The 23,081-nt window shown below is 45.8% G+C and carries 26 protein-coding genes; 13 read left to right on the top strand and 13 right to left on the bottom strand.

The genetic code is table 11. From position 1 onward, the window contains the following. Positions 1–64 precede the first annotated feature (64 nt). The 4 genes from DKW60_RS04710 to DKW60_RS04700 form a co-directional block, all read right to left on the bottom strand. A complete protein-coding gene (locus DKW60_RS04710; protein ID WP_109836513.1) occupies positions 65–1,054 on the bottom strand; it encodes an SGNH/GDSL hydrolase family protein in 990 nt (329 codons plus the stop codon). Between the two features lie 78 nt (positions 1,055–1,132). Then, on the bottom strand, positions 1,133–1,285 hold the full coding sequence (locus DKW60_RS23595) for a DUF5989 family protein (RefSeq protein ID WP_181389583.1): 153 nt from the start codon (positions 1,283–1,285) through the stop codon (positions 1,133–1,135). Further along, the gene (locus DKW60_RS04705; RefSeq protein WP_109836512.1) at positions 1,285–1,701 is read right to left on the bottom strand and encodes an SxtJ family membrane protein; all 417 of its coding nucleotides are present in this window, start codon (positions 1,699–1,701) and stop codon (positions 1,285–1,287) included. Before DKW60_RS04705 ends, DKW60_RS23595 begins: the two co-directional genes overlap by 1 nt. A gap of 2 nt (positions 1,702–1,703) precedes the next feature. Beyond that, complete coding sequence (locus DKW60_RS04700) at positions 1,704–3,560, bottom strand: carbamoyltransferase family protein (protein WP_109836511.1); 1,857 nt, start codon at positions 3,558–3,560, stop codon at positions 1,704–1,706. 315 nt (positions 3,561–3,875) lie between these two features. Between DKW60_RS04700 and DKW60_RS04695 the strand changes: the two genes are divergently transcribed. Then, a complete protein-coding gene (locus tag DKW60_RS04695) occupies positions 3,876–4,292 on the top strand; it encodes a hypothetical protein (RefSeq protein ID WP_109836510.1) in 417 nt (138 codons plus the stop codon). Positions 4,293–4,455: 163 nt separating this feature from the next. Here DKW60_RS04695 and rpmA read toward each other — a convergent pair whose 3' ends face one another. Together rpmA and rplU are read right to left on the bottom strand one after the other, a co-directional pair. Beyond that, positions 4,456–4,716 carry a 50S ribosomal protein L27 gene (rpmA, locus tag DKW60_RS04690; RefSeq protein ID WP_109836509.1) on the bottom strand — a complete coding sequence of 87 codons (261 nt, stop codon included), beginning with the start codon at positions 4,714–4,716 and terminating at the stop codon, positions 4,456–4,458. 44 nt (positions 4,717–4,760) lie between these two features. Next, a complete protein-coding gene (rplU, locus tag DKW60_RS04685) occupies positions 4,761–5,072 on the bottom strand; it encodes a 50S ribosomal protein L21 (RefSeq protein ID WP_109836508.1) in 312 nt (103 codons plus the stop codon). A gap of 179 nt (positions 5,073–5,251) precedes the next feature. Between rplU and ispB the strand changes: the two genes are divergently transcribed. The 4 genes from ispB to DKW60_RS04665 all read left to right on the top strand — a co-directional run bounded on the left by ispB (position 5,252) and on the right by DKW60_RS04665 (position 8,449). Further along, the gene (ispB, locus tag DKW60_RS04680) at positions 5,252–6,220 is read left to right on the top strand and encodes an octaprenyl diphosphate synthase (RefSeq protein WP_109836507.1); all 969 of its coding nucleotides are present in this window, start codon (positions 5,252–5,254) and stop codon (positions 6,218–6,220) included. Positions 6,221–6,331: 111 nt separating this feature from the next. Then, complete coding sequence (locus DKW60_RS04675; protein ID WP_109836506.1) at positions 6,332–6,760, top strand: hypothetical protein; 429 nt, start codon at positions 6,332–6,334, stop codon at positions 6,758–6,760. A gap of 50 nt (positions 6,761–6,810) precedes the next feature. After that, a complete protein-coding gene (locus tag DKW60_RS04670) occupies positions 6,811–7,758 on the top strand; it encodes a T6SS effector amidase Tae4 family protein (RefSeq protein ID WP_109836505.1) in 948 nt (315 codons plus the stop codon). 13 nt (positions 7,759–7,771) lie between these two features. Further along, positions 7,772–8,449 (top strand): hypothetical protein, encoded by a 678-nt coding sequence (locus tag DKW60_RS04665; RefSeq protein ID WP_109836504.1) that lies wholly within the window; start codon positions 7,772–7,774, stop codon positions 8,447–8,449. A 5-nt stretch (positions 8,450–8,454) separates the two neighbouring features. On the opposite strand, the gene DKW60_RS04660 is transcribed toward DKW60_RS04665, so the two are convergent. The 7 genes from DKW60_RS04660 to gshB all read right to left on the bottom strand — a co-directional run bounded on the left by DKW60_RS04660 (position 8,455) and on the right by gshB (position 14,952). Further along, on the bottom strand, positions 8,455–8,997 hold the full coding sequence (locus DKW60_RS04660) for a DUF4360 domain-containing protein (RefSeq protein WP_109836503.1): 543 nt from the start codon (positions 8,995–8,997) through the stop codon (positions 8,455–8,457). A gap of 114 nt (positions 8,998–9,111) precedes the next feature. Next, a complete protein-coding gene (locus DKW60_RS04655; protein ID WP_109836502.1) occupies positions 9,112–9,417 on the bottom strand; it encodes a hypothetical protein in 306 nt (101 codons plus the stop codon). 299 nt (positions 9,418–9,716) lie between these two features. Further along, positions 9,717–10,346, bottom strand: a complete 630-nt coding sequence (locus DKW60_RS04650) for a DUF4360 domain-containing protein (protein ID WP_109836501.1) — start codon at positions 10,344–10,346, stop codon at positions 9,717–9,719. Positions 10,347–10,522: 176 nt separating this feature from the next. Beyond that, positions 10,523–12,871 carry a serine/threonine protein kinase gene (locus DKW60_RS04645; RefSeq protein WP_109836500.1) on the bottom strand — a complete coding sequence of 783 codons (2,349 nt, stop codon included), beginning with the start codon at positions 12,869–12,871 and terminating at the stop codon, positions 10,523–10,525. After that, complete coding sequence (locus tag DKW60_RS04640; protein ID WP_109836499.1) at positions 12,844–13,371, bottom strand: ECF-type sigma factor; 528 nt, start codon at positions 13,369–13,371, stop codon at positions 12,844–12,846. Before DKW60_RS04640 ends, DKW60_RS04645 begins: the two co-directional genes overlap by 28 nt. Before the next feature lie 193 nt (positions 13,372–13,564). Then, positions 13,565–13,990, bottom strand: a complete 426-nt coding sequence (locus tag DKW60_RS04635; RefSeq protein WP_109836498.1) for an OsmC family protein — start codon at positions 13,988–13,990, stop codon at positions 13,565–13,567. Continuing rightward, positions 13,987–14,952, bottom strand: a complete 966-nt coding sequence (gshB, locus tag DKW60_RS04630; RefSeq protein WP_219988635.1) for a glutathione synthase — start codon at positions 14,950–14,952, stop codon at positions 13,987–13,989. Before gshB ends, DKW60_RS04635 begins: the two co-directional genes overlap by 4 nt. A gap of 381 nt (positions 14,953–15,333) precedes the next feature. Between gshB and DKW60_RS04625 the strand changes: the two genes are divergently transcribed. The 8 genes from DKW60_RS04625 to glyQ all read left to right on the top strand — a co-directional run bounded on the left by DKW60_RS04625 (position 15,334) and on the right by glyQ (position 23,069). Continuing rightward, entirely contained in the window at positions 15,334–15,930 is a 597-nt protein-coding gene (locus DKW60_RS04625; protein ID WP_109836497.1) for an RNA polymerase sigma factor, read from the top strand. An 11-nt stretch (positions 15,931–15,941) separates the two neighbouring features. Beyond that, a complete protein-coding gene (locus DKW60_RS04620; RefSeq protein ID WP_109836496.1) occupies positions 15,942–16,700 on the top strand; it encodes a hypothetical protein in 759 nt (252 codons plus the stop codon). Continuing rightward, the gene (locus DKW60_RS04615) at positions 16,642–18,072 is read left to right on the top strand and encodes a S8 family peptidase (RefSeq protein WP_109836495.1); all 1,431 of its coding nucleotides are present in this window, start codon (positions 16,642–16,644) and stop codon (positions 18,070–18,072) included. The genes DKW60_RS04620 and DKW60_RS04615 overlap by 59 nt, the downstream gene beginning before the upstream one ends. Positions 18,073–18,114: 42 nt before the next feature. Continuing rightward, positions 18,115–18,696: a signal peptidase I gene (gene lepB / locus DKW60_RS04610; RefSeq protein ID WP_109836494.1), complete on the top strand. Its 582-nt coding sequence runs from the start codon at positions 18,115–18,117 to the stop codon at positions 18,694–18,696. After that, positions 18,693–19,352, top strand: coding sequence for a dethiobiotin synthase (bioD, locus tag DKW60_RS04605; RefSeq protein ID WP_109836493.1), 660 nt, complete (start codon positions 18,693–18,695; stop codon positions 19,350–19,352). Before lepB ends, bioD begins: the two co-directional genes overlap by 4 nt. 35 nt (positions 19,353–19,387) lie before the next feature. Then, a complete protein-coding gene (gene mnmG, locus DKW60_RS04600) occupies positions 19,388–21,280 on the top strand; it encodes a tRNA uridine-5-carboxymethylaminomethyl(34) synthesis enzyme MnmG (protein WP_109836492.1) in 1,893 nt (630 codons plus the stop codon). Continuing rightward, positions 21,277–21,903, top strand: coding sequence for a 16S rRNA (guanine(527)-N(7))-methyltransferase RsmG (rsmG, locus tag DKW60_RS04595; protein ID WP_109836491.1), 627 nt, complete (start codon positions 21,277–21,279; stop codon positions 21,901–21,903). Before mnmG ends, rsmG begins: the two co-directional genes overlap by 4 nt. Positions 21,904–22,157: 254 nt before the next feature. Next, on the top strand, positions 22,158–23,069 hold the full coding sequence (gene glyQ, locus DKW60_RS04590; protein WP_109836490.1) for a glycine--tRNA ligase subunit alpha: 912 nt from the start codon (positions 22,158–22,160) through the stop codon (positions 23,067–23,069). The last annotated feature ends 12 nt before the right edge of the window (positions 23,070–23,081 follow it).

Raw genomic sequence — 23,081 nt, 5'->3', positions numbered from 1 at the left:
TCAATCACTACGGACTAAGACTAAGATCGCTAAAGCGTTCTTCATAAAACCACAGAGGCACGGATTACGGCAACTCCTTAATCAGGAAATCAGCCAATAAACGGTTACCACTCATCGTGAAATGCCCATCTGCAGGGAAGAAATACTGCTGACTATCTTTCGAAAACAACTCACCTAATGATGTAATTTCACTGGGTGCAATTGCCTGCAGTTTCTCATCCATTTGTTTGAACACACCCAGTCTCACCTCAGGCTCTGGGTAAATCACAAAAATGCGGTAGTTAAACGCATATTCATCACTTAACACCTGAAGACGATCAAACGACTCTTTGGTTATCGCCAGTGCTTTTTCCAGCTGTGCTCTTTGACCGGAATTGTCACCCTGCTGACGGATCTCCGGTAATACTTTGTAGTAAAGCACTCGCAGAAGATTCGAGTACTTTAATGCTTTACTGATCAGTTGCTTATGCGGGGGTAGGCTATTATGAACTGCATCTTCTTGCTCGGGGCTCAACTCCAATGGCTCGTAGTTACGTCCATTGCGTCGTTGCTCGTCAGCCCACAAATTGTCGGTGAAGTCATTCCCGGTGAAAAAGAACAAGAATACATTATTCGGCGCCCAGCCTTTTACGTTCAGGTAATGTTCCAACCGCGAAATCGTGTAAATCGTGCTCGCACCCGGTACTGACAAGTTAGCACAATCCAGATTCTTAGCTTTGCAGTACAGATAAGGGAATGCCTGCTCATCCGTCACACCCTGCGCAAACGTAAATGAGTCACCTAAAAACAGCGTATCCGGATTTCCGGAAGATGCCGGTCCACGGTAGCCATCTTTCGTGATCGTTGTCAGCGCATCGAAATCGGGCGTAATAATCCGGTATTGACTGCTTGGCTCGACATAACTCTGCCGAATAGGCTTTCCATCTGTGCTCAATAAACTGGGGCCTGGCGAGATCGGCACCATGTAACGACTTGCAACCTCAGCTACACCGACTATCAGTCCTGCGCTAACAGCCATAAGCGCTAAATTAATCACCACTGACTTCAATTTCATCCGAACTTACCCCTGTTTTATATCTCGGTTACCTGAGCTGGCATCCTGCCAATCCAGGAGAACATATCGTGATTCACATCAAAATAAGGTGTAAATAAACGGTGCGATTGCGCTACCTTGTGCAAACACAAGCAATCCACCTAATAACACCATTAATAAAATAATTGGCGCGAGCCAGAACTTCTTACGCTCACGCATGAATGACCAAAGGTCTGACATTAAGTCCAACATTAGAAAGGTTTCTCCAAGTGATCTTTGTTTCTGTTTTTAGTGACGATACGGTAGCTTTCATCCGTCTCAGACCACTGATTATTCAGTGGGTCTTTTTTGAAAACCCGCACCAGTAAGCCGATCGGAACAATTAATAAAAAGAACATTATTCCCATCACTAACCGTGTGTTTACCCAACCTAATACGTCGCTGATTTTCAACCAGACGCGGTTAACCGGTGCCAGAATCAGTGGTTTAAGCAATGCTGCGACGACAAAGCCAAAAGCAGCGATGAACGGCCAATACGGTGTTGAAAAGCTAAACAACCACGGCAATACCAAACCAAACATGAGTATTAACATACCCGCCATAATCAACCCAAAGTCTCTGAGCTCTTTGGCGGTAAAGTCTGTTTTCTTTACTTCACTATTCATCATGACTAATCCAGATCGAACTCCTGTTTCCAATCAGTTTTTTCCTGCCAATTGGGTTGCGATGTTTTATCTATGAGGAAATTTTCTAAAACCAGAAAGTCCATTTCTGTTCGCATGAAACAACGATATGCATCCTCTGGTGTATTGACGATCGGCTCACCTCGAACGTTAAACGATGTGTTTACCAGGAGTGGACAGCCTGTTTTTGACTCAAAGGTATCCAGTAATTTGTAAAACCTCGGATTCGTCTGAGGGTGTACAGTTTGCAAACGTGCGGAGTAATCAACATGAGTTACGGCAGGGATTTCAGAACGCGGTATATTCAACTTATCGATGCCGAATAATTTTGTTTCCTCTTCAGTCATCAGCTTGCGTTTATCTTCACGTACCGGAGCGACGATTAACATGTAAGGGCTCGCCCCTTTGTGCTCAAACCACTCAGACACTTTGTCATGTTTAATGATCGGTGCAAATGGCCGGAATGATTCACGATACTTTATCTTGAGATTCATGATTGACTGCATTTTTTGACTGCGTGCATCACCGATGATCGAGCGCCCACCTAGCGCACGTGGACCAAACTCCATACGCCCTGCAAACCAACCGATCACTTTTTCATCATCAAGATGATTGGCAACCTGAGTAAATATTTCGTCATTACCTAATTCCTGATACTTAGCACCAACCGAATCCAGATACGACTTAATTTCCTCTGCTGAGTATTCAGGGCCAAGGTATGCGCCTTGCATCGCATCCATCTGACGGGCTTGTAATGGCCTGTGACGCGGCTTTTCCTGATATTCGTGATGTGCTGACAAAGCGGCACCGATGGCCCCACCAGCGTCACCGGAAGCCGGCTGAATCCATATCGACTCAAACGGCCCTTCCCGCAACAGTCGACCATTCGCCACACAATTTAATGCCACACCACCAGCTAAGCACAGATGCTTTTGTCCAGTCTCTTTGTGAACCGTGCGAGCAAGCCTTAATACAACTTCTTCCGTGACGACCTGAATAGAGCGAGCTATATCCATTTCGCGTTGTGTCAGCTCAGCTTCTGGCTCTCTGGCAGGTGCACCAAACAGATCTGCGAATCGCTTATTGGTCATCGTCAGACCCGTTGCGTAATTGAAATAGCGCATATTCAGACGGAACGTACCGTCGTCTTTTAAATCCAGAAGGTTCTCTAAGATCACATCAACATACTTAGGCTCACCGTAAGGCGCCAATCCCATCAGCTTATACTCGCCTGAGTTAACCCTAAAACCGGTGTAGTAAGTAAAAGCGGAGTACAGCAACCCCAGTGAATGCGGGAAGTCTATTTCCCACTGCGGCGTCAGCGTATTGCCATTACCAATCCAAACAGAAGTGGTAGCCCACTCCCCAACACCATCCAGACACATCACCGCAGCACTCTCATACGGACTGGGGAAAAATGCTGATGCGGCGTGTGATTGATGATGTTCGGTAAACAATAAACCCGGCAGTTCTGCTTCGGGAATGCCCGACAACTCAGACAATGAACGTCTCAATGTCTTTTTGAGAAACAACTTTTCTTTGATCCAAATCGGTATCGCCATCATAAAGGACCGAAATCCTCTCGGCGCATACGCCAGGTAGGTTTCAAGCAGACGTTCAAATTTAAGAAGTGGCTTGTCATAAAAGACAATGTGCGCAACATCACCAAGCTTGATATCTGCCTGCTTCAAGCAGTATTCAATGGATGCCTTGGGAAAGCCGGGATCATGTTTTTTGCGGCTGAATCGCTCTTCTTGTGCCGCAGATATCAGCTGTCCGTCACGGATTAGTGCCGCAGCACTGTCATGGTAGTAGGCTGAAATTCCCAAAATGTATTGCGGCATAAGGCGTAACTCGCGAACTTTATTAATTTTTAATTTATGCTATAAGCCCAGTTTGTGTTTCACTCTAGGGCGTACACATCTGAGATCTTTTGTAAGATAGTATTACAGGGGTTTGATCATGGCAGTGGCATGAGATAGATGGGATGGTTCTCTGGACAAAAGGAGTCAGCTATCTGACCTCCTGAGACCGACACATGACATTACCTATTTGCTTGGCTAAACATTTATTTTGGGAGAGGAGCGGCTTTCGCCGTCATTACGCATTTGAACTTTAAAAGTATACTAAGAGATAAACACAAATTTATTGCATTGATTATGGCTCCATTTCTGGGTATCGGTGGTTATGGTCTAATGGATCTGTACATGACCAATCGTGAGGATGCCAAGTACTATAAGTTAGTACCTAAAGGCGAATGCAAGCCAGTTCAGGACGCCTGTGAAGTTGAGGGGCGGGGACTCACACTACACATCCGATTCAATGAGGCACCAGAATCAGGGAAGCCGTTACCGGTCACTGTAACCTCAGCGACACGATTGGATGATGTGGCATTGTCAATTGTGAGTAATGGTAATGAGAGTCAGGCAGTTGGTGCTGGTCACGATGAGTATCGAAAGCTCTGGAACACCCTACCGATTATGCCTCAGCTAGATGCCGGAAATACCATTCTTCGTTTGGCTATTTCAGAAGATGGTCACATGCATTTAGGTGAAGTCTCTCTGGTGATCAACTGATCCTTAAAGCGAGTTAGTTGCGAGCAATACACACTGTATGTATCCGCGATTTATTGATACCTATAGAGCGCTTCTAACGCAACAAGTCACATAAATACAAATCACCCGGACACAAAAAAGCCCCATTCAATAGATGGGGCTTTTTCGATATACGCAGTAGCGATTAAGCAGAAGCTTGAATGCTTACGTATTTACGGTTCTGTGGGCCTTTTGTTTCGAAAACAACAACACCGTCTGCTTTTGCGAACAAAGTGTGGTCTTTACCACAGCCTACATCAGTACCCGGGTGGAAACGAGTTCCACGCTGACGTACGATAATGCTTCCAGCAGTTACAACCTGACCGCCAAAACGCTTAACACCAAGACGCTTCGATATCGAATCACGTCCGTTGCGAGTACTACCCGCCGCTTTCTTATGTGCCATTACTAAATCCTCTTTAGCTTAAAATAGAATTGAATCTATTTTAATTAAGCAGAGATCGCTGTGATCTCAACTTTTGTTAAATATTGACGATGACCAGTGCGTTTCTGGTGATGCTTGCGGCGTTTGAATTTTACAATTTCAACTTTCTTGCCACGGCCTTGCTTCGTTACTGTTGCAGTGACCTTGCCACCTTCAACATAAGGAGCACCGATCTGCACAGCGTCATCATTGCTAACCATAAGGACATTATCAAAATCGACGCTTGCGCCTTCTTCAACGTCCAACTTCTCAATATCCAGCACATCACCTTGTGATACGCGGTATTGTTTTCCACCAGTAGTAAAGATGGCGTACATGTTCTTGCTCCTAACTAAGCGAATAGAGTCTATCAATAAGCCGCGGGAGTATACTTTCTTCAGGTTACCCCGTCAATCGTCAGATTTGTTTTTATCGTTTTAATTGTACCCTTGACAGTACGCAGCCATCTACCTAGCATTCGCCCTTTATATCGCGACAGACGAGCACAGCCAGGATTATGGAATTTAAGGAAATTCAGGCACTAATCGCCGACGACATGGGCGACGTTAATTCATTAATACAAAAAAGATTACAATCGGATGTCGTGCTAATCAACCAGCTCAGTCACTACATTATAGGTAATGGTGGCAAACGTCTACGCCCAATGCTTGCACTTCTGACAGCCAGAGCTTGTGGCTACAAGGGTCAGCAGCATGTTGATATCGCTGCTATTGTAGAATTTATCCATACTGCCACCCTGCTCCATGACGACGTTGTTGATGAGTCGGACATGCGACGCGGCAAAGACACAGCCAATAATATATGGGGCAATCAAGCCGCTGTTTTAGTGGGTGACTTCCTTTATTCCCGGTCGTTTGAAATGATGGTGGATGTGGGCGAGATGCGCGTGATGCAAATCCTCTCACAAGCAACCAACGTCATTGCCGAAGGCGAAGTACTACAGTTACTTAATTGTAATGATGCGGATACTACGGAAGCGCGCTATCTCGAAGTAATCTACTCTAAAACGGCCAAGCTCTTTGAAGCAGCTTCTCAGCTCGGCGCTATCCTTGCCAAAAGACCGACTGACGAAGAAAAAGCCATGGCTGATTATGGCATGCATTTAGGAACTGCTTTTCAGGTTATTGACGACATTCTTGATTACAGTGCTTCGGCTGATGAAATGGGAAAGAATGTCGGCGACGACCTTGCTGAAGGTAAACCAACACTGCCATTAATTATCGCGTTGCAACGTAGCGAGGGCGAGGAAGCACAAATGATTCGCACTGCGATCGAGGAAGGCGGCCTTGATAGAATCGATGAAATCCTGACAGTCATCAACAAAACCGGCGCACTGGATTACGCCTACAATGCCGCGGAAAATGAGATAAAGCTCGCTGTTGAAAGCCTTAGTCATCTTGAAAATAGTCCGGAAAAAACGGCTTTAACTGAATTAGCCTGGTTCTCCATACAAAGACACCACTAACTCTCCAGGCAACGCCTCTAAACACTGTTTTTATTTTATGGCGCTGAGATGCTACACTCGGCGCATCATCGCGATTACTATAAAATAACAAGGATACGTTAGGAGAACCTCATGTTTGGAAAGTTTGGCGGCATCGTCATTATTGCATTAGCTGGAGCGATTATCGCTGGCCTTATTCTACGTCCCACACCAGATCTACCCCCTGCCATGAACCTTGGCTTGCCAGACACATCAGTTGTACCGGCTAACACTCTGGAACCGACTGCTGATAATCAAGATAAAAAGCCGGAAGAAATCAAACCCGTCACTGAAACAGTGGACGCTTCTGAAGACAAGTCGGAAGCAGCTGACAAGTCTGAAGAAAAACAAGCTGAGGCGACTGATGCAGAGGCAGAAAAAACTGCTGTTGAGTCAACAGTGGAATCAGCCGTAGAAAAAGTTGAAGCCGCTGCAGATGATGTCGCGACCGAGGCAACTGAAGCGGTAGAAAAAATGACTGGCGAAAAAGCTACGACTGAAGGAACCGAAAAGTCGGAGTAATATCTCGCTGATACAAAGAACGCTAGATCCGAATTTATGGAGAAATCGATATGTCGTTCAATGAGTTTATACAATGGCTGCGTAATCTGTTTAGTAAGAACAGGCAGCCTGATGTTTCTACACCGACTGCCCCTGTCGATGACACATCCTCATCACCTGAGGTAGCTCCACCAGCTGTCAGCACACCCACAGAGGCGCCAGAAACAGAAACAGAAACAGAAACACCGGCACCTCCAGCTCCAGCTCCAGCTCCAGCTCCAGCTCCAGCTCCAGCTCCAGCTCCAGCTCGCACGATTATCTCTGCGATTACGACAGAGGGAAATAAAGTTCCTGTAAACCGTAATGTGAATTTCCAGATTGTCACCGAACCAGCGGGAGATTACGCAGACTGCACACTCGACCTGAGTGGCACGCGTGATGCTAAGTTAGTAAACGATATCGATTCAAACGGTCAGTTTACGATCCAGTTCAGCAAAGTCTCGGCATCAGATAATGATACTCAGACCATCAAAGTAAGCAACCCGGAGAGTTCAATCGAGATAGTGGTCACTGTCTCATTGATGAAGTTATTCTGGGCGAACCACCCCGGGCGTAAAAACATCTGCGACGAAACCCTGTTTACTAATCAGTGCGCCATCCGTATGGGGGCAGCACTTGAGTTATCAGGCATCAAACTACCAGAAGACCGCGGTATTATCAGACGCTGCACTTCAGAGTACCGCGCCTTCAAACACCACAAAGACGGCTTAGTTAAAGGTCATGTGTTAGCGGCACAAGAGTTAGCGAACTGGATCAAGTCAGAACCCCGAACATTTGGATCACGCAGCATCGTTCACAGTCAGGAGGAAATATTGGGACGCACCGGTATTATTTTCTTCCGCGATGGATGGGGTACAACCGATCACATTGACGTCTGGGATGGCGAGGCCTTAGTCGGTGGCTTTCCGTCTTATTTCGACGCCAGCTTCAAAGAGCTTTGGTTTTGGGATATTTACTAAGCGTGGTGCTGACATGAAACAGTCAAATAAGTGCTCACTTGGAATTCTGTTGAGTGCAATATTGGTGAGCCAACCGGGCGTTGCTGATACCCATGCGTCAAAAAATTCAGAAACAAAGCCACTAACTTCCTTGCTTGCACTGGATAATAAGGATCGGGAGTGTAAATTAATCGTCAATCAAAATAATCAGGCAACACAGTCAATCAACTTATTGCTGGGTTCACCTTGTTATTGGGTAACAGCCGAAAACGACTCCAAGACCGAACCACTGACACATAGTTATCCAGACCTCAACATAGATGCGGTGGCACTCGTAGCGGGTGGCAAACTAGACTGGACTGACGAGAAAAAAACATATCACAAACTACCAACCGATCAACAATGCAGCCAATTTCTTCAAGGGGTGATCATCAGCAGCGACGAAGTTCTGGCTATAGATGCAAAAATGGAAGCACCACACTGCCAAGGGTTGAGTGTGGATGAAAAGGTATTTCGGCAGGTCACAGAGTCTGGTAATAGATACGCATCAACCCCACCGAGCCTAAGCACCGACATAGCTACACCAGAGACATTACCCGAAAAGCCCCCCTCTGAGAACCAACTTCAGATAACAGAAGAGCCAAGCAAAGATGACTCTCTGCTTGGCTCTATTCAGAAAACCATTAAAAAGCTATTCTCAAGTGGTGACTAGCAGTACTAACAAGGCGTGAAGTCGAGAATGAATTTCCAACCCCGTTCACCTCGATAATTCCGCTTCATAAGTTGATCAAATGAATCAATACCAACTTGTGACGAATTATCGGAACGACTTTTCAACTCGATCATACTATCGACCTGCAGCCTTACGTTCTTACCACACCTTTCCCAACTCGTATTAAACGGCTCTCGCTGATTAATCACACGGAAGCCTTTACCCTGTAAAGTTCTGTTAACCTGCTTAGTCTTGCTACCAAATCTATAGTTACGCACAAACTTAGTGTATGCATTCGCTGGTAGCTCGTAGAAACCGCGAAACCTGACCTGCCTCAAACGTACCCGCTTATTCTTAGGAACCTGAATACTCATGGAAAGCTTGCAGCGTTTTACTTGCTGACCTTGCTTGTTAGAGAGTGATGCATAAAAACGGTCAAATACTGCGTTTATGGCACCTTTATTAGGCGTCATACTGACAGACACTGACCCTATTGGGCAACCGGAACCCGCGTAATTTATGTCATAAATCTTTATATTTGGTTGCATCGCGCTAGCCCCGGTCGATAATAGCGCACAACAACAAACCCCTTGAATAAGCGTGTTTTTCAAAGCAGCCCCCTGTTTTAAACTTTTTAGATATTGCGGATCCTTGCTCGAATATTAGTCATATTTCTTCCTGAAAAGGTTCAGATCAAAATTCTTTATCTTAGAATCTAATGTAGCGGTCTCTGATTGACTTAACTTTTTGTCCTTGACATACGTAGTATACAATTTGTTCAACTTATTCCACTCAATTAACAGTGAGTCGCGTTCATTTTTATTAATTTGTGAATCACCATAGGCCTCATTGATCGACGTTTTTAGTGCCGTAATGCGCCCTTTGATTGCCGTATTAGCATATGCCGCCCCTGAAAAAGCCAACAACATAACCACTAATAAAGGTCCAAAAAATTTATTTGTATTCATTTTAAGCCATCCTATGCCTTAGAGCAGACAGTCCACGAGCTCCTCGGGGTTTGTGCGGATAAATCTGCCAAAAATTGCCTATGTGGCGATGCACCACTGTTTACACCCAGCTCAACAGAGGGAGTCTGTCTTGTCTGAGTCGGTAGCAACTGAAGCTTCTTCTGTGAATACTCCAAAAATCCTTATCTGGAATATTACTGATTGGTCTTTTGCATCCCTACTAGTTTGTTATGCGAAAACAGAATAAAAAAAGGCTCAAGACACTGAAAATAATTTACTTATTATTCCAATCCAAACAACTAATCACAAGCCACATAATCTAAATGATAATCGAATTGTGCTCGCCCTTTAAAATCAAGTGAATCGATAGCAATCTCGGAGGTATCACCATCGTCAGGTACTGATATGTACAGTGATGTATTAGTACGAAGAATGACATCCTCACCACAGTTAGACAGGCGACCACCATACTCCTCTAGTCCGTCGAATATTTGAACACTCTCATTAGAAAGCTCACCATCCCAGTGATCTGTCAGGATGGGACTAGAACCATCTGCAAAGAAATACTCCCGTTTAAACTCTGCAAAGGAACCGACATCCGGAAGTGACACATTCCCCCGAAAATCTGCATCTAACAACATCACACGGTAGCCCATTGGGACATCCAGTGATATTGCCATATTACACGTGACACGGCTTGAATTGACCGCCGTACCGTATCCGGCTTCTGCCCGATAGTCACCGAGTAACAAAGTAATGACTTTTTTATCCGCGGATATAAGATAGTCATCATCGTCACCGGGGCATCCGACACCAGAGAAGGTAGCACTGTTAATCGAAATATCAGAAAACGGTAATTCCTTTTTAGAACCACCACTATTACAGGCGACTAATGATATGCAGCTAAACAGGGCTAAAAACCATTTCATAAACAAACCTCTCTGAGTGTAGTACCTGACTAGGGTATGCGCTGAACTACCTTGATAAATTTTACATGCAGCTCAGCGGCATAAAAGCTCAGACAAACGAGCAATAAAAAAAGTTCTTATATTTCTGAAACTTGCGACAAGAAACCTGACGAACAACACTTACACTAAGCAAACTATTAATCTGTACTTGGGGGTAATTTTCGTAATGGGAACATCGACGACATTGGATCATCACAACCCAGCTGCTCTTCGAGTGACAACGTCTTATCTGTCAGGCGCTGTAAACGGAACTTATGGCGCTCTGAGCCGGGGTGCGCATAAATGAGCGCCTCATATCGTTGCTTTATCTGGTTGTACAACGCCTCAGCACGATCAGGCTGATTTGTTTTCAAGGCTATGCACGCCTGAATTGAATTGATTCTGCCATGCAAGGGCGTAAGACGAATATCAACCAATGTTGGCTCACCGACAGAGTTATAGTGTCGCTCTGCGGTCTGGAAATCATTACTAAGGAAGGCAATATGCCCCCTGTGTTCCTCACTTAATGCTTTTAGGTATCTGGCATCCTTCAGGGACTCAATTTGCTCCCTCTCTATACGCCTTGCCTCTTTACGGCTCTGCTTTAATTTCTCAAGCTCCTTCTTGCTAAGCGTAGACTCATCGATACCATCATCACCAGAGGGTGTAGTACCCCCCGTTTTCAATGTCTCTACTTTGCCGGTATAACTCTCTGCCCGCTCCAAATACTCAGTTGTGCGATCGTATTTTTTAATCCGCAGATTAAAGTTGGCCCATGCTAGTAAATCATGCATATGGGTTAACACTTGCTTGCGACTCTCTAAATTAAACTGACGCGCATTAAATTCCGACTCCAGAGATACCATCTGCCCGATTGACTCTACCCGGTCGCCTGAATAAAGCCCTAACTCAGCGATCAAGCGCTTAACCCGCAACAAATCATAGGCCAGCACATCTTCATTGACCTCATCATCCTGAACAATAGAGAAATCCGCCTCACCTTCTTCGACTAACTGTAACAGGCCTTCGAGCCTGACTTCAGCCTGTTTTAGGTAAGACGCTGCATCTTCCCGATTACCACGATTAAGGTATAAAGGATGCCCTTCAAGCTGGCCAAGTCGGACTAAACGTTCTGACAAGGCATGAATCGCGGGAATATTCCCTGGCGACCCCACGATAACCTTTTCGATATTTTGAATGGTCAGACCGGTCAGTTCAGCCTGTACATCGATAGACGGCTGAGTCCGGGAAAGTACCTCAGCCAAGTCAGTCGTTACCTTCTTAGCCCGCGCTGCTGCCTCACTTTGAGCCTCATTGAGATTCTTTTGATTCCAAAAGTACGCCACAATTAATAATGCAACGCAGACAGTCACTACTGCCCAGAAATTCCGGTTTCTGGTTATATTTTTGTAGAACGTATAAAGCTGCCAGTTCTTCCCCCCACTAACTGCTTCTACAGGTTTATTTTGTAAGAAATTTTGTAAATCAGCAGCCAATAAGTTTGCGGTTTGGTAGCGGTTCTCAGGCTCATCATCCGTGGCTTTTTTGATAACCATCCTCAACTCGTGAGAAGGCACCAGCTGAAGCATTTGCTCTATATCAATCTTCTTGTATTTCTTCTTAACCAATAATTCCGTTGCTACTCTTGGCAAGCTTTCACCAATCAGCAACTGTCCCAAAATAATACCTAAACTATAAATATCATCGGTGACATGTGGGACTTTATGCGCTTGTCTTTGAGGGCTGGCATATTCCGGCGTTAACGCCTGGGATTGTATTGAATCATTCTGACTATCTTGCGTTTTGATTAAGGTTTGCGAGATTCCAAAATCCAGTAATTTTAGAATACCGCGCTCTGTCACAAGAATATTTGCAGGCTTTAAGTCACAATGAATTACACCCTGCTGATGCGCCCGGCTTACCACTTCACATAAAGTACAGAATAATGTAATTAGCGCTTCACGATCTAACGCATGTGAAATATTGTACTGATCGATTGCTTGACCATCGACAAGCTCCATCACCAAATAGGGAAAACCTTCTTCCAGCGTTCCGCCATCCAGCAAGGTCACGATATTGGGATGTCCGAGATTTGCTAATGTTTGTCTTTCACGACGAAAAAGTTCGGCTTCAATGTTACCCAGCTCGACAACTTTGATAGCCACTCGCTGTTCATATTCACCATCGACACGGTCAGCAGAATAGATACGCCCCATTCCGCCTTTGGCAATTTCAGTGTCCACCTGATAACTGCCAAGGCGACGACCTGAAAGATCCGGACAAGCAGCAATCCCAGTGAGGTCTGGAGACTCGGACAGGAATTCCTCTGAAGAGACATGCGCTTCAAGCAGGGTTTGAACTTCCGTATAGATTTCCTGCCGATCCTGGCACTTTTCCTGAAGCCAGGTTTGACGCTGGTTAGGGGGGAGTTCCAGCGCATCAAAGAATAGATCCTCGACTTCGGCGAAATAACCGGGATCTACCGGTTCATTTCCTTGAACAGCCATGCTTTAGCCATAGTCCATTTGCGCTTTACCGTTGATAGGGATACTTCCAGAACATCCGAAATTTCTTCATTACTCATGCCTGAGAAGAAACGTAACTCAACCACTTTCACCTGAAGTGCATCGAGCGTTTCCAGCTTTGTCAAAAGCTCATCAAGCAACAACACATCCATGTCGGTTTCTGCCTGAAAGTCATCAACACCTTCAATTAATGTAACAGGTACCTGCCCACCGCCTCTTTTTGCAGCATTTTTAGTGCGGGCGTGTGATACCAATATTTGCCTGACACAATTCCCGCAAACCGCTAAAAAGTGCTGTTTGTCGTTGAACACCATACTTTCTTCGGCGCTCATCTTCAGATAGGCCTCATTCACTAATGCGGTTGGGCATAAGGTATGATTTGAACGCTCCCGCGACATCTGTATCGCAGCCAGACGTTTAATCTCCGGATAAAGCGTTTCCAGCAATTTTGAATGATGTTCTGACTGTGTCAGTAATTCCATAGAATCATGTTCCTTACATAAAGGGTGACCAGTGAAAATATCGGTAAACACCCCTTAAATATTAGCAATAAACCCAATCATAGCTTTGCTTAAGATAGCAATTCCTTGTGTAAAGCTCCAATGAAAAGCGTTTATAGTGCAAACTTTAATCTAGCAATCACAAAGAGCAGCCACGCTTTATAGCTGTTTCAGACTAATTCGTCGCTGGTCGCCTAACTTCATAGTCATGCGTAATTGTCGCTACTTTCTCCAGCATCTTCGCCGCTGAGCAATACTTTTCAGCAGACAGGCTGACCGCTCTTGCCACCCGCGCATCCGCCAAATCATTGCCTTCGACAATAAAATGGAGGTGGATATTGGTAAATACCTTTGGTTCAGTATCGGCACGCTCAGCGGTGATTTCAACCTCACAATTAGTAATTGCTTGGCGAGCTTTTTGCAAAATCATCACCACATCAAAGGAAGAGCACCCGCCTAACCCCAGCAATAGCATCTCCATTGGCCGAACGCCGAGATTACGACCACCAGACTCTGGTGCACCATCCATAACCACCGAGTGTCCGCTATCTGACTCGCCGACAAAACTCATGTGATCTAACCATTTAACGCGAGCCTTCATGCTGCTTTCTCCAATTTTGTTTCAATAGCATCCATTAATAGTCCTGCAATATTTGCCGAGTAAATGGCATCTAACTCTCGTATACAAGTTGGACTAGTCACATTAATTTCAGTCATGTAATCACCAATGACATCCAAACCAACAAACACTAAGCCCATCTCTTTTAAAGTCGGCCCCACTGCCGCACAAATCTCACGATCCCGCTCAGTCAACGAGACACCTTTTGAGGTTGCACCGGCAGCTAGATTTCCGCGACTTTCACCTGCTGCAGGTATTCTGGCAAGCGCATAGTCAAATGGTTCGCCGTCTATGAGTAAAATTCGCTTATCACCCTCTTTGAATTCAGGTAAAAAACGCTGCGCCATGGCCGTTACCTTTCCATGATCAGTTAAGGTCTCAATAATAACGCTGCGGTTCTGATCTCCTTCGCGGATTTGGAAGATCATAGAACCACCCATCCCATCCAGAGGTTTCACTACAATCCGCTTATGTTTTTCGTGGAAGGCTTTTATCAGAGCCATATCACGCGTCACCAACGTCTCGGGCGCATAGTCCGCAAACCAGGTGGTAAAAAACTTTTCGTTTGCACCGCGAATACTTGCTGGGCGATTCAATACCAAGCAGCCTTGCAGCTCGGCCAACTCTAATAGATAAGTACTGTAAATGTACTCCATGTCAAACGGAGGATCCTTACGCATGATCACGCAGTCCAACTCTCCCATCGGGAGTGTATGGTCGTCTTTAAAGTCAAACCAGTGATCATTATCATCCGTTAAGTGAACAGTCTTGCTGTTGCAGTAAACAATGCCACCCTCATTATATATACCGGACTGCAGTATATAATGAACCTCCCAACCTCTTCGCTGTGCTTCCAGCATCATGGCAAAGGAACTGTCTTTATAGGGCTTGATTGACTCAATCGGATCCATCACGACCCCGATTCTGATGATTGGTTTTGGCATGCCGGACCCTGAATACTGTTAGAAGAGCGGCAATTGTAGTCGCTCCAAACACAAAAAAAAAAGCGGACCAGAGGTCCGCTTAAAGTTGCGAGGGAGCTTGTATATTCATCCGATAAAGAAATAGGTAAGATGCTATGGTTTAGACATCTGTTGCAGAACACATTATCTGCCTGATTTGGCCTTTAAGTAGCTACTAGTAATTTTTCGGTTCAAAAATATGTTAAATTATTTTTTATTATTTTGGGGAGCTATGGCTTAATGCAGAATCTGTACGAATTGAGGCCATCACTTCTTAGATTAGTGGGCACCATTGCAATACAAACTATTTAAGAAGGTTTCGCAATAAAATGAACTTAATCACATCCTATAACGACTACCTCCATGAAAGCAGTGTTGAAGAAAGATAGCACCAAGCCCGGGCAGGATGACCGTTCGGAAGATGCGCAACTCCTAAAGCAGATTCAGGCAGGCGATCGAGATGCATTTTCAACGCTCTATCTAAAGTATCAACCACGGTTCCTCAAGTACTGTACCAGAGTGTTACAAAACGATGTTGCGCTGGCCGCAGATATTGTTGATGAAGCGATGATTGAGATTTGGAAGTCAGCAGGTAACTTTGCTGGCAAGTCGTTACCATCGACGTGGATGTATTCCATAATGCGTTTCCGTCTGATTGGCTATTTGCGTAAGAACAAGGAAATACTCCTTGAAGACGACTCAATAGCCATGAACATGGAAGACACTGCTTTACGACCTGATGAAGAATTAGAGCTAAGCCAAGCGAACTCATCGCTTGTTAAACAGATGGGACAGCTCAGTGATAAGCACCGCGAAGTTTTAGAACTGGTGTATTTCAAAGAGCTATCTGTCCGTGAAGTTTCTATTGCTCTGGATATTTCTGAAGGAACTGTAAAAACTCGCATGTTTTATGCAAGAAAGCATTTGAAAGAGATTCTCAGCCATTCTGAGATGCTCTAGGTCGCATTATTATGAACAACAATTTAAAACAAGAAGTCATAAATTTGTTGCCTTGGTACCACCTTGGCAAGCTAACTGACGAAGTAAACACACTTGTAGAAGAAGCGCTGGTGAATGACCCTTCCCTCAAAGAAGTGTCAGTGGCTGAAGAAAAAATGATGAGAAGTGTGCAAGCAGATAAGACACTTATGAACGGATCTATATTTGAAGATCCTACGGCACGTCTCGATAGTGTATTAGCCAAACTGGATGGGTTAGAGCAAGCTGCTCCTGTGGCTACCCAAGAACAAGAAACACCAGCCGTAGTAACCAAAAAGGCAAGTGTCTTCGCTCAGATTAAAGACTATCTTGATGAGCTATTATCGGGCAACTCGCGAAGCTTTACTTATGCAGTCTTCGCAGCACTTACGGTTGTGCAACTTGCTCTGTTAGTGCTCTTTATTGTTCCGTCTGATAACATTGACCACGAGGGGAGATCCTCATACGGTCTGGCGAGCCACGATACTCAGGCAGTAGAACAACCTTCTGTAGCATCTGCACCATCAGGCCAAATGGTATTGCTCATTGGAATGAATTCTCATTTCAACGCAGCCGGTTTTGATGAGATAATTGGTGACAATGTAGAAGTTAAGTTCTTACCCGATAGTCATGGTTACTATCGTGTTCGCGTTAATAAAAAGCTATCTGAGCAGGAAATTGAGGAACTGAAGCATGAGTTGTCGAAGAAACACGGAACAATCTGGTTCATTGGGGAAGAAACGCCTCAGTAATCGGATGATAACAGGTGCCTTATCGTTAGGTATCTGCTGTTTTTTTTCAACTTCGTTTGCTCATAACAACGGCTCTATTCACAGGCATCAGGTATTCGTACCAAAACCATTGAATGCTAAGGCTGGCCCACTCCGCCTTAGCAAGCCTCAGCTTCGTAATAACATTCGCTACTACGGTTACGGACTGCTACCAACATATCAAATTGCTCCTCCGATGACAGTGGCTCCACCGCCTGCACGCGTCAAACAAACACCGAAACCAGCTCCCCCAAAGCGATCAGATTTCGTGAAGGATGAGCTTTTACTGGTATATGATTTTGGTATGACGCGTCAACAAGTAGAGGCAGTCACCAAAAAATATAACCTCAAACGTAAAGGTGGCATGGCAATCGGTGCACTGAGAAAAAGTGTTGTGGTTGCTGACACTCAGGGACAAAACCCTCTTGAGCTGCAAGACATCATTAATAAGGCTCAAAAACAGTTTAGTGCTACAACTAACAACTTCTTTACTCTGGCAGCAAATACGGTAGCAACACCTACACTTAATTATCCACTTGCGCAAACCGGCATCGGCCGAGCACAAACGATTTCACGTGGCCGTGGTGTTGTGATTGGTTTAGTAGACACTCCGGTTGACCGAAACCACCCAACTCTACGTGGCTCCAACATAGAACAACACGTGATTGTTGACCCTAAAACAGTTGAGAGCAAAGTGCACGGCACATCAATAGCAGGAATTTTGGTCAGCAAAAACCCGCAAATTGGAGTAGCACCTGAAGCAAAGTTATTATCAGTCAGCGCCTTCTCTTCACAGCCCGGACACCCTAAAAACCTGCGTGGCACATCAGCCGATATCGTTGCAGCTATCGCTTATTGTATTGAGCGTAACGTTGATGTACTGAATCTTAGTTTCACGGGTGGCCGCGATAAGTTCGTAGAACAAATCGTGCGTGCTGCGGTTCGCAGAAACATTACTGTTGTAGCAGCAGGTGGCAACAAGGGACGCATTGGAAGCAGCGTTTATCCTGCCGTCATCGATGGAGTGGTAGGGGTCACTGCAGTAGACAGGCACCAGCGCTTATTCAAATTTGCTGACCGGGGACGGTTCATTGATATCGCGGCTCCTGGTGTTGGCGTTCTGACAACAGCTCCAAACGGGAAATATCAAATTTCTACGGGAACCTCTATGGCTGCGGCTCACATCTCAGGTGTCATGGCGCTCCTCAAGTCATATCGCCGAGGTTATTCGCCAAATCAGCTAAGCAGGACTGCCTATGATCTGGGCAGAAGAGGACGGGACGATGCTTTCGGCCATGGCCTTGTAAATGCCAGTGCAGCATTGCGTGAGCTTGGCGCTCCTCTCCCCTACTAACACCTCTGATGGGCTAAACAGTGAGTCTTAGTGTCGGTAACAATGATGAGAATTAAGCGTCGTTATTGGCTTTTCGCCATCTTTATACTCGTTGGCTCCGTTGCTTCAGGCCTTACCTTCGAGCAAAACCCATTCAAAACAGCCGCTGACACCTTCAGGGGGCGGGTATTAGGGTTTGAGCTATTTAAAATCCCCAGCAACTCCATGCTGCCTACGCTGATGCCAGGTGACTTTATTTGGGTATCAACCAGCGCCTACCGCAATGAAGCACCCCAAATCAATGATGTCATCACCTTTCTTTATCCAAAAGACAAGAGTATTAATTATATTAAGCGACTGATCGGCCGCCCCGGTGACACCGTCCGCATCGAAGACTTCAAGGTTTATGTCAATGAGCAGCAGATCTCTCAGTCTTACCTCAATAAATCACTGGTGAAACAACCATATTCTCGCTACATGCCACCCGTGGTAATACCAGAAGGCAAACTTTTTGTGATGGGCGACAACCGTGACAACAGTAATGACGGCCGTTTTTTTGGTTTAGTGAATCAAGCGGATGTTATCGGCAAAGCAACCACAATCTTATTTGGCAAAGACAACCGAACAGGCAGCAGCATTCAATGAAAGGACTTTTCGTTAGCGGCACGGATACCGATGTAGGGAAAACCTGGGTTGGTACACGTCTAATTCAGGCATTGAGCGCGCGCGGTCTGACAGTTTCACCTCGAAAACCCATTGAGTCAGGGTGGCCAGCACTCGCTGAAGACCTGCCATCAACAGACACATGGAAACTTGCGGCAGCTGCCGGCCTTGCTGAACAGCTGGATACAATATGCCCTAACCGCTTTCCAGCTCCACTCTCTCCGGTACGCGCTGCCAGAATGGTTGATCGGTCGCTGACCTTAGATGACATTACAAAACAATGCATGACTGACATTAGCAGCGATGACTTTATCTATGTTGAGGGTGCTGGCGGCTTTTATTCACCACTGGTCGAGGATGGCCTGAATGCTGACCTCGCTTCGCAGTTAAATCTACCAATAGTATTGATCGCGAATAACAAGCTAGGCTGCATTAGTCAGGTACTGCTATGCTGTGAAGCTATGGAAAAACGCAATCTGGATTTACGGGCAATCATTCTGAATCAGGTCACCCCTGTGACAGAATCCACCGCCATGAACAATCAGGAAGACATTGCAGAGTATGTCACCCAGCCCGTATTTAGCCTACATCACGCACAAGACAACTTGCCAGCCCCCCTGATTGATTTGCTATACTAGCCGGTTACTTAAGTAAGCTTGCTGGATAGATACCCATGTTATACCCAAAACAATATGATGTAATTGTCATCGGCGGCGGCCATGCAGGTACCGAGGCTGCACTTGCTGCGGCTCGTATGGGGCAGCAAACGCTACTGCTAACACATAACATCGAAACCATCGGCGCCATGAGCTGTAACCCTGCGATTGGCGGTATCGGTAAAGGTCATTTGGTAAAAGAAATTGATGCGCTAGGCGGTGCCATGGCTCACGCCGCAGACCGTGGCGGCATACAGTTTCGAATTTTGAATGCCCGCAAAGGACCTGCGGTTCGTGCGACTCGTGCACAAGCTGATCGTGTGCGCTATAAGGCGGCAGTACTGGAAATCGTTCAGGCACAGGAAAACCTTGACCTGTTCATGCAAGCTGCTGATGACCTGATAGTTGAGAATAACCGGGTTTGTGGTGTTCGCACACAAATGGGCCTCAACTTCAAAGCTAAAGCCGTTGTGCTGACTGTGGGTACTTTTTTGGGTGGTAAAATTCATATTGGCATGGAGAATCACTCTGGTGGACGCGCCGGTGATCCCCCATCGATCGCACTGGCACAACGCTTACGAGAATTACCATTTCGGGTTGAGCGTCTGAAAACCGGTACTCCGCCACGCATTGATGCCCGCAGTATTGATTATAGCTTGTTACAAGCACAACCTGGTGACACGCCAACTCCGGTATTCTCATACCTTGGAAGCCGTGATGATCACCCGGCGCAAGTCGCTTGTCATATAACGTATACCAATCAGCAAACGCATGACATTATCCTGTCATCACTGGACCGTTCACCGCTCTACTCTGGGGTTATTGAAGGAACTGGTCCGCGCTACTGCCCTTCTATCGAAGATAAGGTCGTTCGTTTTGCGGAGAAAGATAAGCATCAGATCTTTATCGAACCTGAAGGCCTGGATACTTATGAGGTCTACCCAAATGGTATCTCGACCAGCCTGCCATTTGATACACAACTCAGCTTAGTACGATCCATTGTCGGCTTTGAAAATGCTCATATTACACGTCCTGGTTATGCGATCGAATATGACTACTTTGATCCGCGCGATTTAAAGCCTAGTCTGGAAACTAAGTTCATTGATGGCTTGTTCTTTGCCGGTCAAATCAACGGTACAACAGGCTACGAAGAAGCTGGTGCACAAGGCCTGCTTGCGGGTATGAATGCAGCACTACAAATACAGGACAAAGAAGCATGGTGTCCCAAGCGAAACGAAGCTTATATCGGCGTCTTAGTTGATGATTTAATCACCTGTGGCACACAAGAGCCGTACCGGATGTTTACCAGTCGCGCTGAACACCGGCTGCTGTTGCGTGAAGATAATGCCGACTTACGACTTACTGAAATAGGTCACAATCTTGGTTTAGTCGATGAGACACGCTGGCGCTTGTTTAGTGAGAAACAGGAACAGATTGAGCAAGAACTTCAACGCCTGCGTGACACCTGCATTCATCCTTCACAAATTTCAGATGAGCAAACACAAGATGTCTTCGGCGGCAAATTAAGCCGTGAATATCACATGGACGAGTTGCTACGTCGCCCTAATGTGACCTATGAAAGCCTAACCAGTATTGAGGGTGCCGGCCCTGCCGTAGAAGATGACGCCATCGCCGAGCAAGTCGAAGTACAAATTAAATACGCCGGCTACATCGAGCGCCAGCAACAGGAAGTGAGTCGCCAACTACGTCAGGAAAACACAGCCCTGCCTGAACAATTGGATTATAGTGATGTTTCAGGCTTGTCGAATGAAGTTCGTCAGAAATTCATGGATCAGCGTCCAACCACGATCGGACAAGCATCACGTATTCCGGGAATTACCCCAGCGGCTATCTCGATTTTGCTCGTTCATCTCAAGAAGAACCAATACCAGCAAAAGGTCAGCGCATGAGTGACACACTCTGGAAACGAGGCATAGCCGCTTTAGACATTGAGATTACTGACGCGCAACTCGACAAGCTCAAGCAATATGTATCGTTACTTCAACGTTGGAATAAGACCTACAACCTGACCGCTATTCGTGATCCAAATGAAATGATTCCGGCACACATATTCGATAGCTTAGTGGTTGCTCCCTATATCGAAGGCAAACAATGTCTGGATGTAGGGAGTGGTGCAGGCCTTCCGGGAATTCCATTAGCGATACTTCAGCCCGGTCGACACTTCACCATGCTCGATACTAATGGTAAAAAGACACGCTTTATTCAACAGGCAATTATCGATTTGGGTCTGGGGAACGCGGATGTGGTTCAGTCTCGTGTTGAGGAATGGCAACCAGAACACAAATACGCGGGCATTATCAGCCGCGCTTTCTCATCCATCAGTGATTTCATTAATGGCTGTCACATGCATCTGGCTGAGGGCGGTACTTTTTATGCTATGAAGGGCCAATTACCGCATGAAGAAATGGCCTTACTACCCGACGGCTTCGCGCTAGTTGGACAACACGCCCTTGAGGTACCATTTCTGACTGGTGAAAGGCATTTATTAAAGATCATTAATACTTCAGAATAAGCCATCCATACTTTGAGAAAAACGGTCTTCCTAGTGTATAATATTCATCAATGCGGTATTAATTGTTAATCAAAACGGTTATTGCGGTATTTTTTCATTTTTTCTCCTTAGACTAGTCAATCATGTAGATGGTTGTTTGGCGCCCGCACCTTGTGTCGGGCGTCTTTTTAGTTGTTTTTCACACGTCAGAAACACTCCCCGCAAAAAATACCGTATAATGCGCTGCTTTACCGAAACTGCTGAATTCATTGCAAATGTCTGAATACAACGTCTCCACCTTTCAGGGGCAAATCTTTGCTCTTCAGGATTACTGGTCCAAGCAAGGCTGTGCCATTCTTCAACCCTACGATATGCCGATGGGCGCGGGTACTTTTCACCCCGCAACCTTCTTACGCGCAGTAGGCCCGGAGCCATGGAGAGCGGCGTATGTTCAACCGTCACGCCGCCCAACGGACGGACGCTACGGTGAAAACCCAAATCGCCTGCAGCATTACTACCAGTTTCAGGTACTGCTGAAACCATCTCCGGATAATTTTCAGGAGCTATACCTTGGCTCATTAGAAGCGATGGGTATCGACCCTCTGAAATACGACATTCGTTTCGTCGAAGATAACTGGGAATCGCCAACGCTTGGCGCCTGGGGACTAGGCTGGGAGATCTGGCTCAATGGTATGGAAGTATCTCAGTTTACTTACTTCCAGCAAGTCGGTGGTATTGACTGCAAGCCTGTTTCAGGCGAGATCACGTACGGTCTTGAGCGTATCGCGATGTACGTGCAAAACGTTGAGAATGTTTACGACTTAATTTGGACAGACAGTGAACAAGGCGTGATCACCTACGGTGACGTGTATCATCAAAATGAGGTCGAGCAGTCAACCTACAACTTCGAAAAAGCAAATATAGAAGAACTATTTCATCAGTTTGACGAAGCTGAAAAAGTCAGTCTGCAAATGGTTGAAGACGGACTACCGTTACCTGCTTATGAGCAGATGCTAACGGCCTCTCACTTATTCAACTTATTGGATGCTCGCCACGCTCTGTCCGTAACGGAGAGACAACGCTACATACTCCGTGTGCGTACGCTGTCCCGGGGTATTGCACAAGCTTATTACGACTCGCGTGAGAAGCTCGGCTTCCCAATGCTTAAATCTGATGCAACGGAATAAGGAGATCTGGCA

Source organism: Leucothrix pacifica (assembly GCF_003172875.1).
GTDB classification, from domain to species: domain Bacteria; phylum Pseudomonadota; class Gammaproteobacteria; order Thiotrichales; family Thiotrichaceae; genus Leucothrix; species Leucothrix pacifica.
Note: the sequence above shows the minus strand (reverse complement) of the source record. Positions and strands in the feature narration are given on the sequence as shown.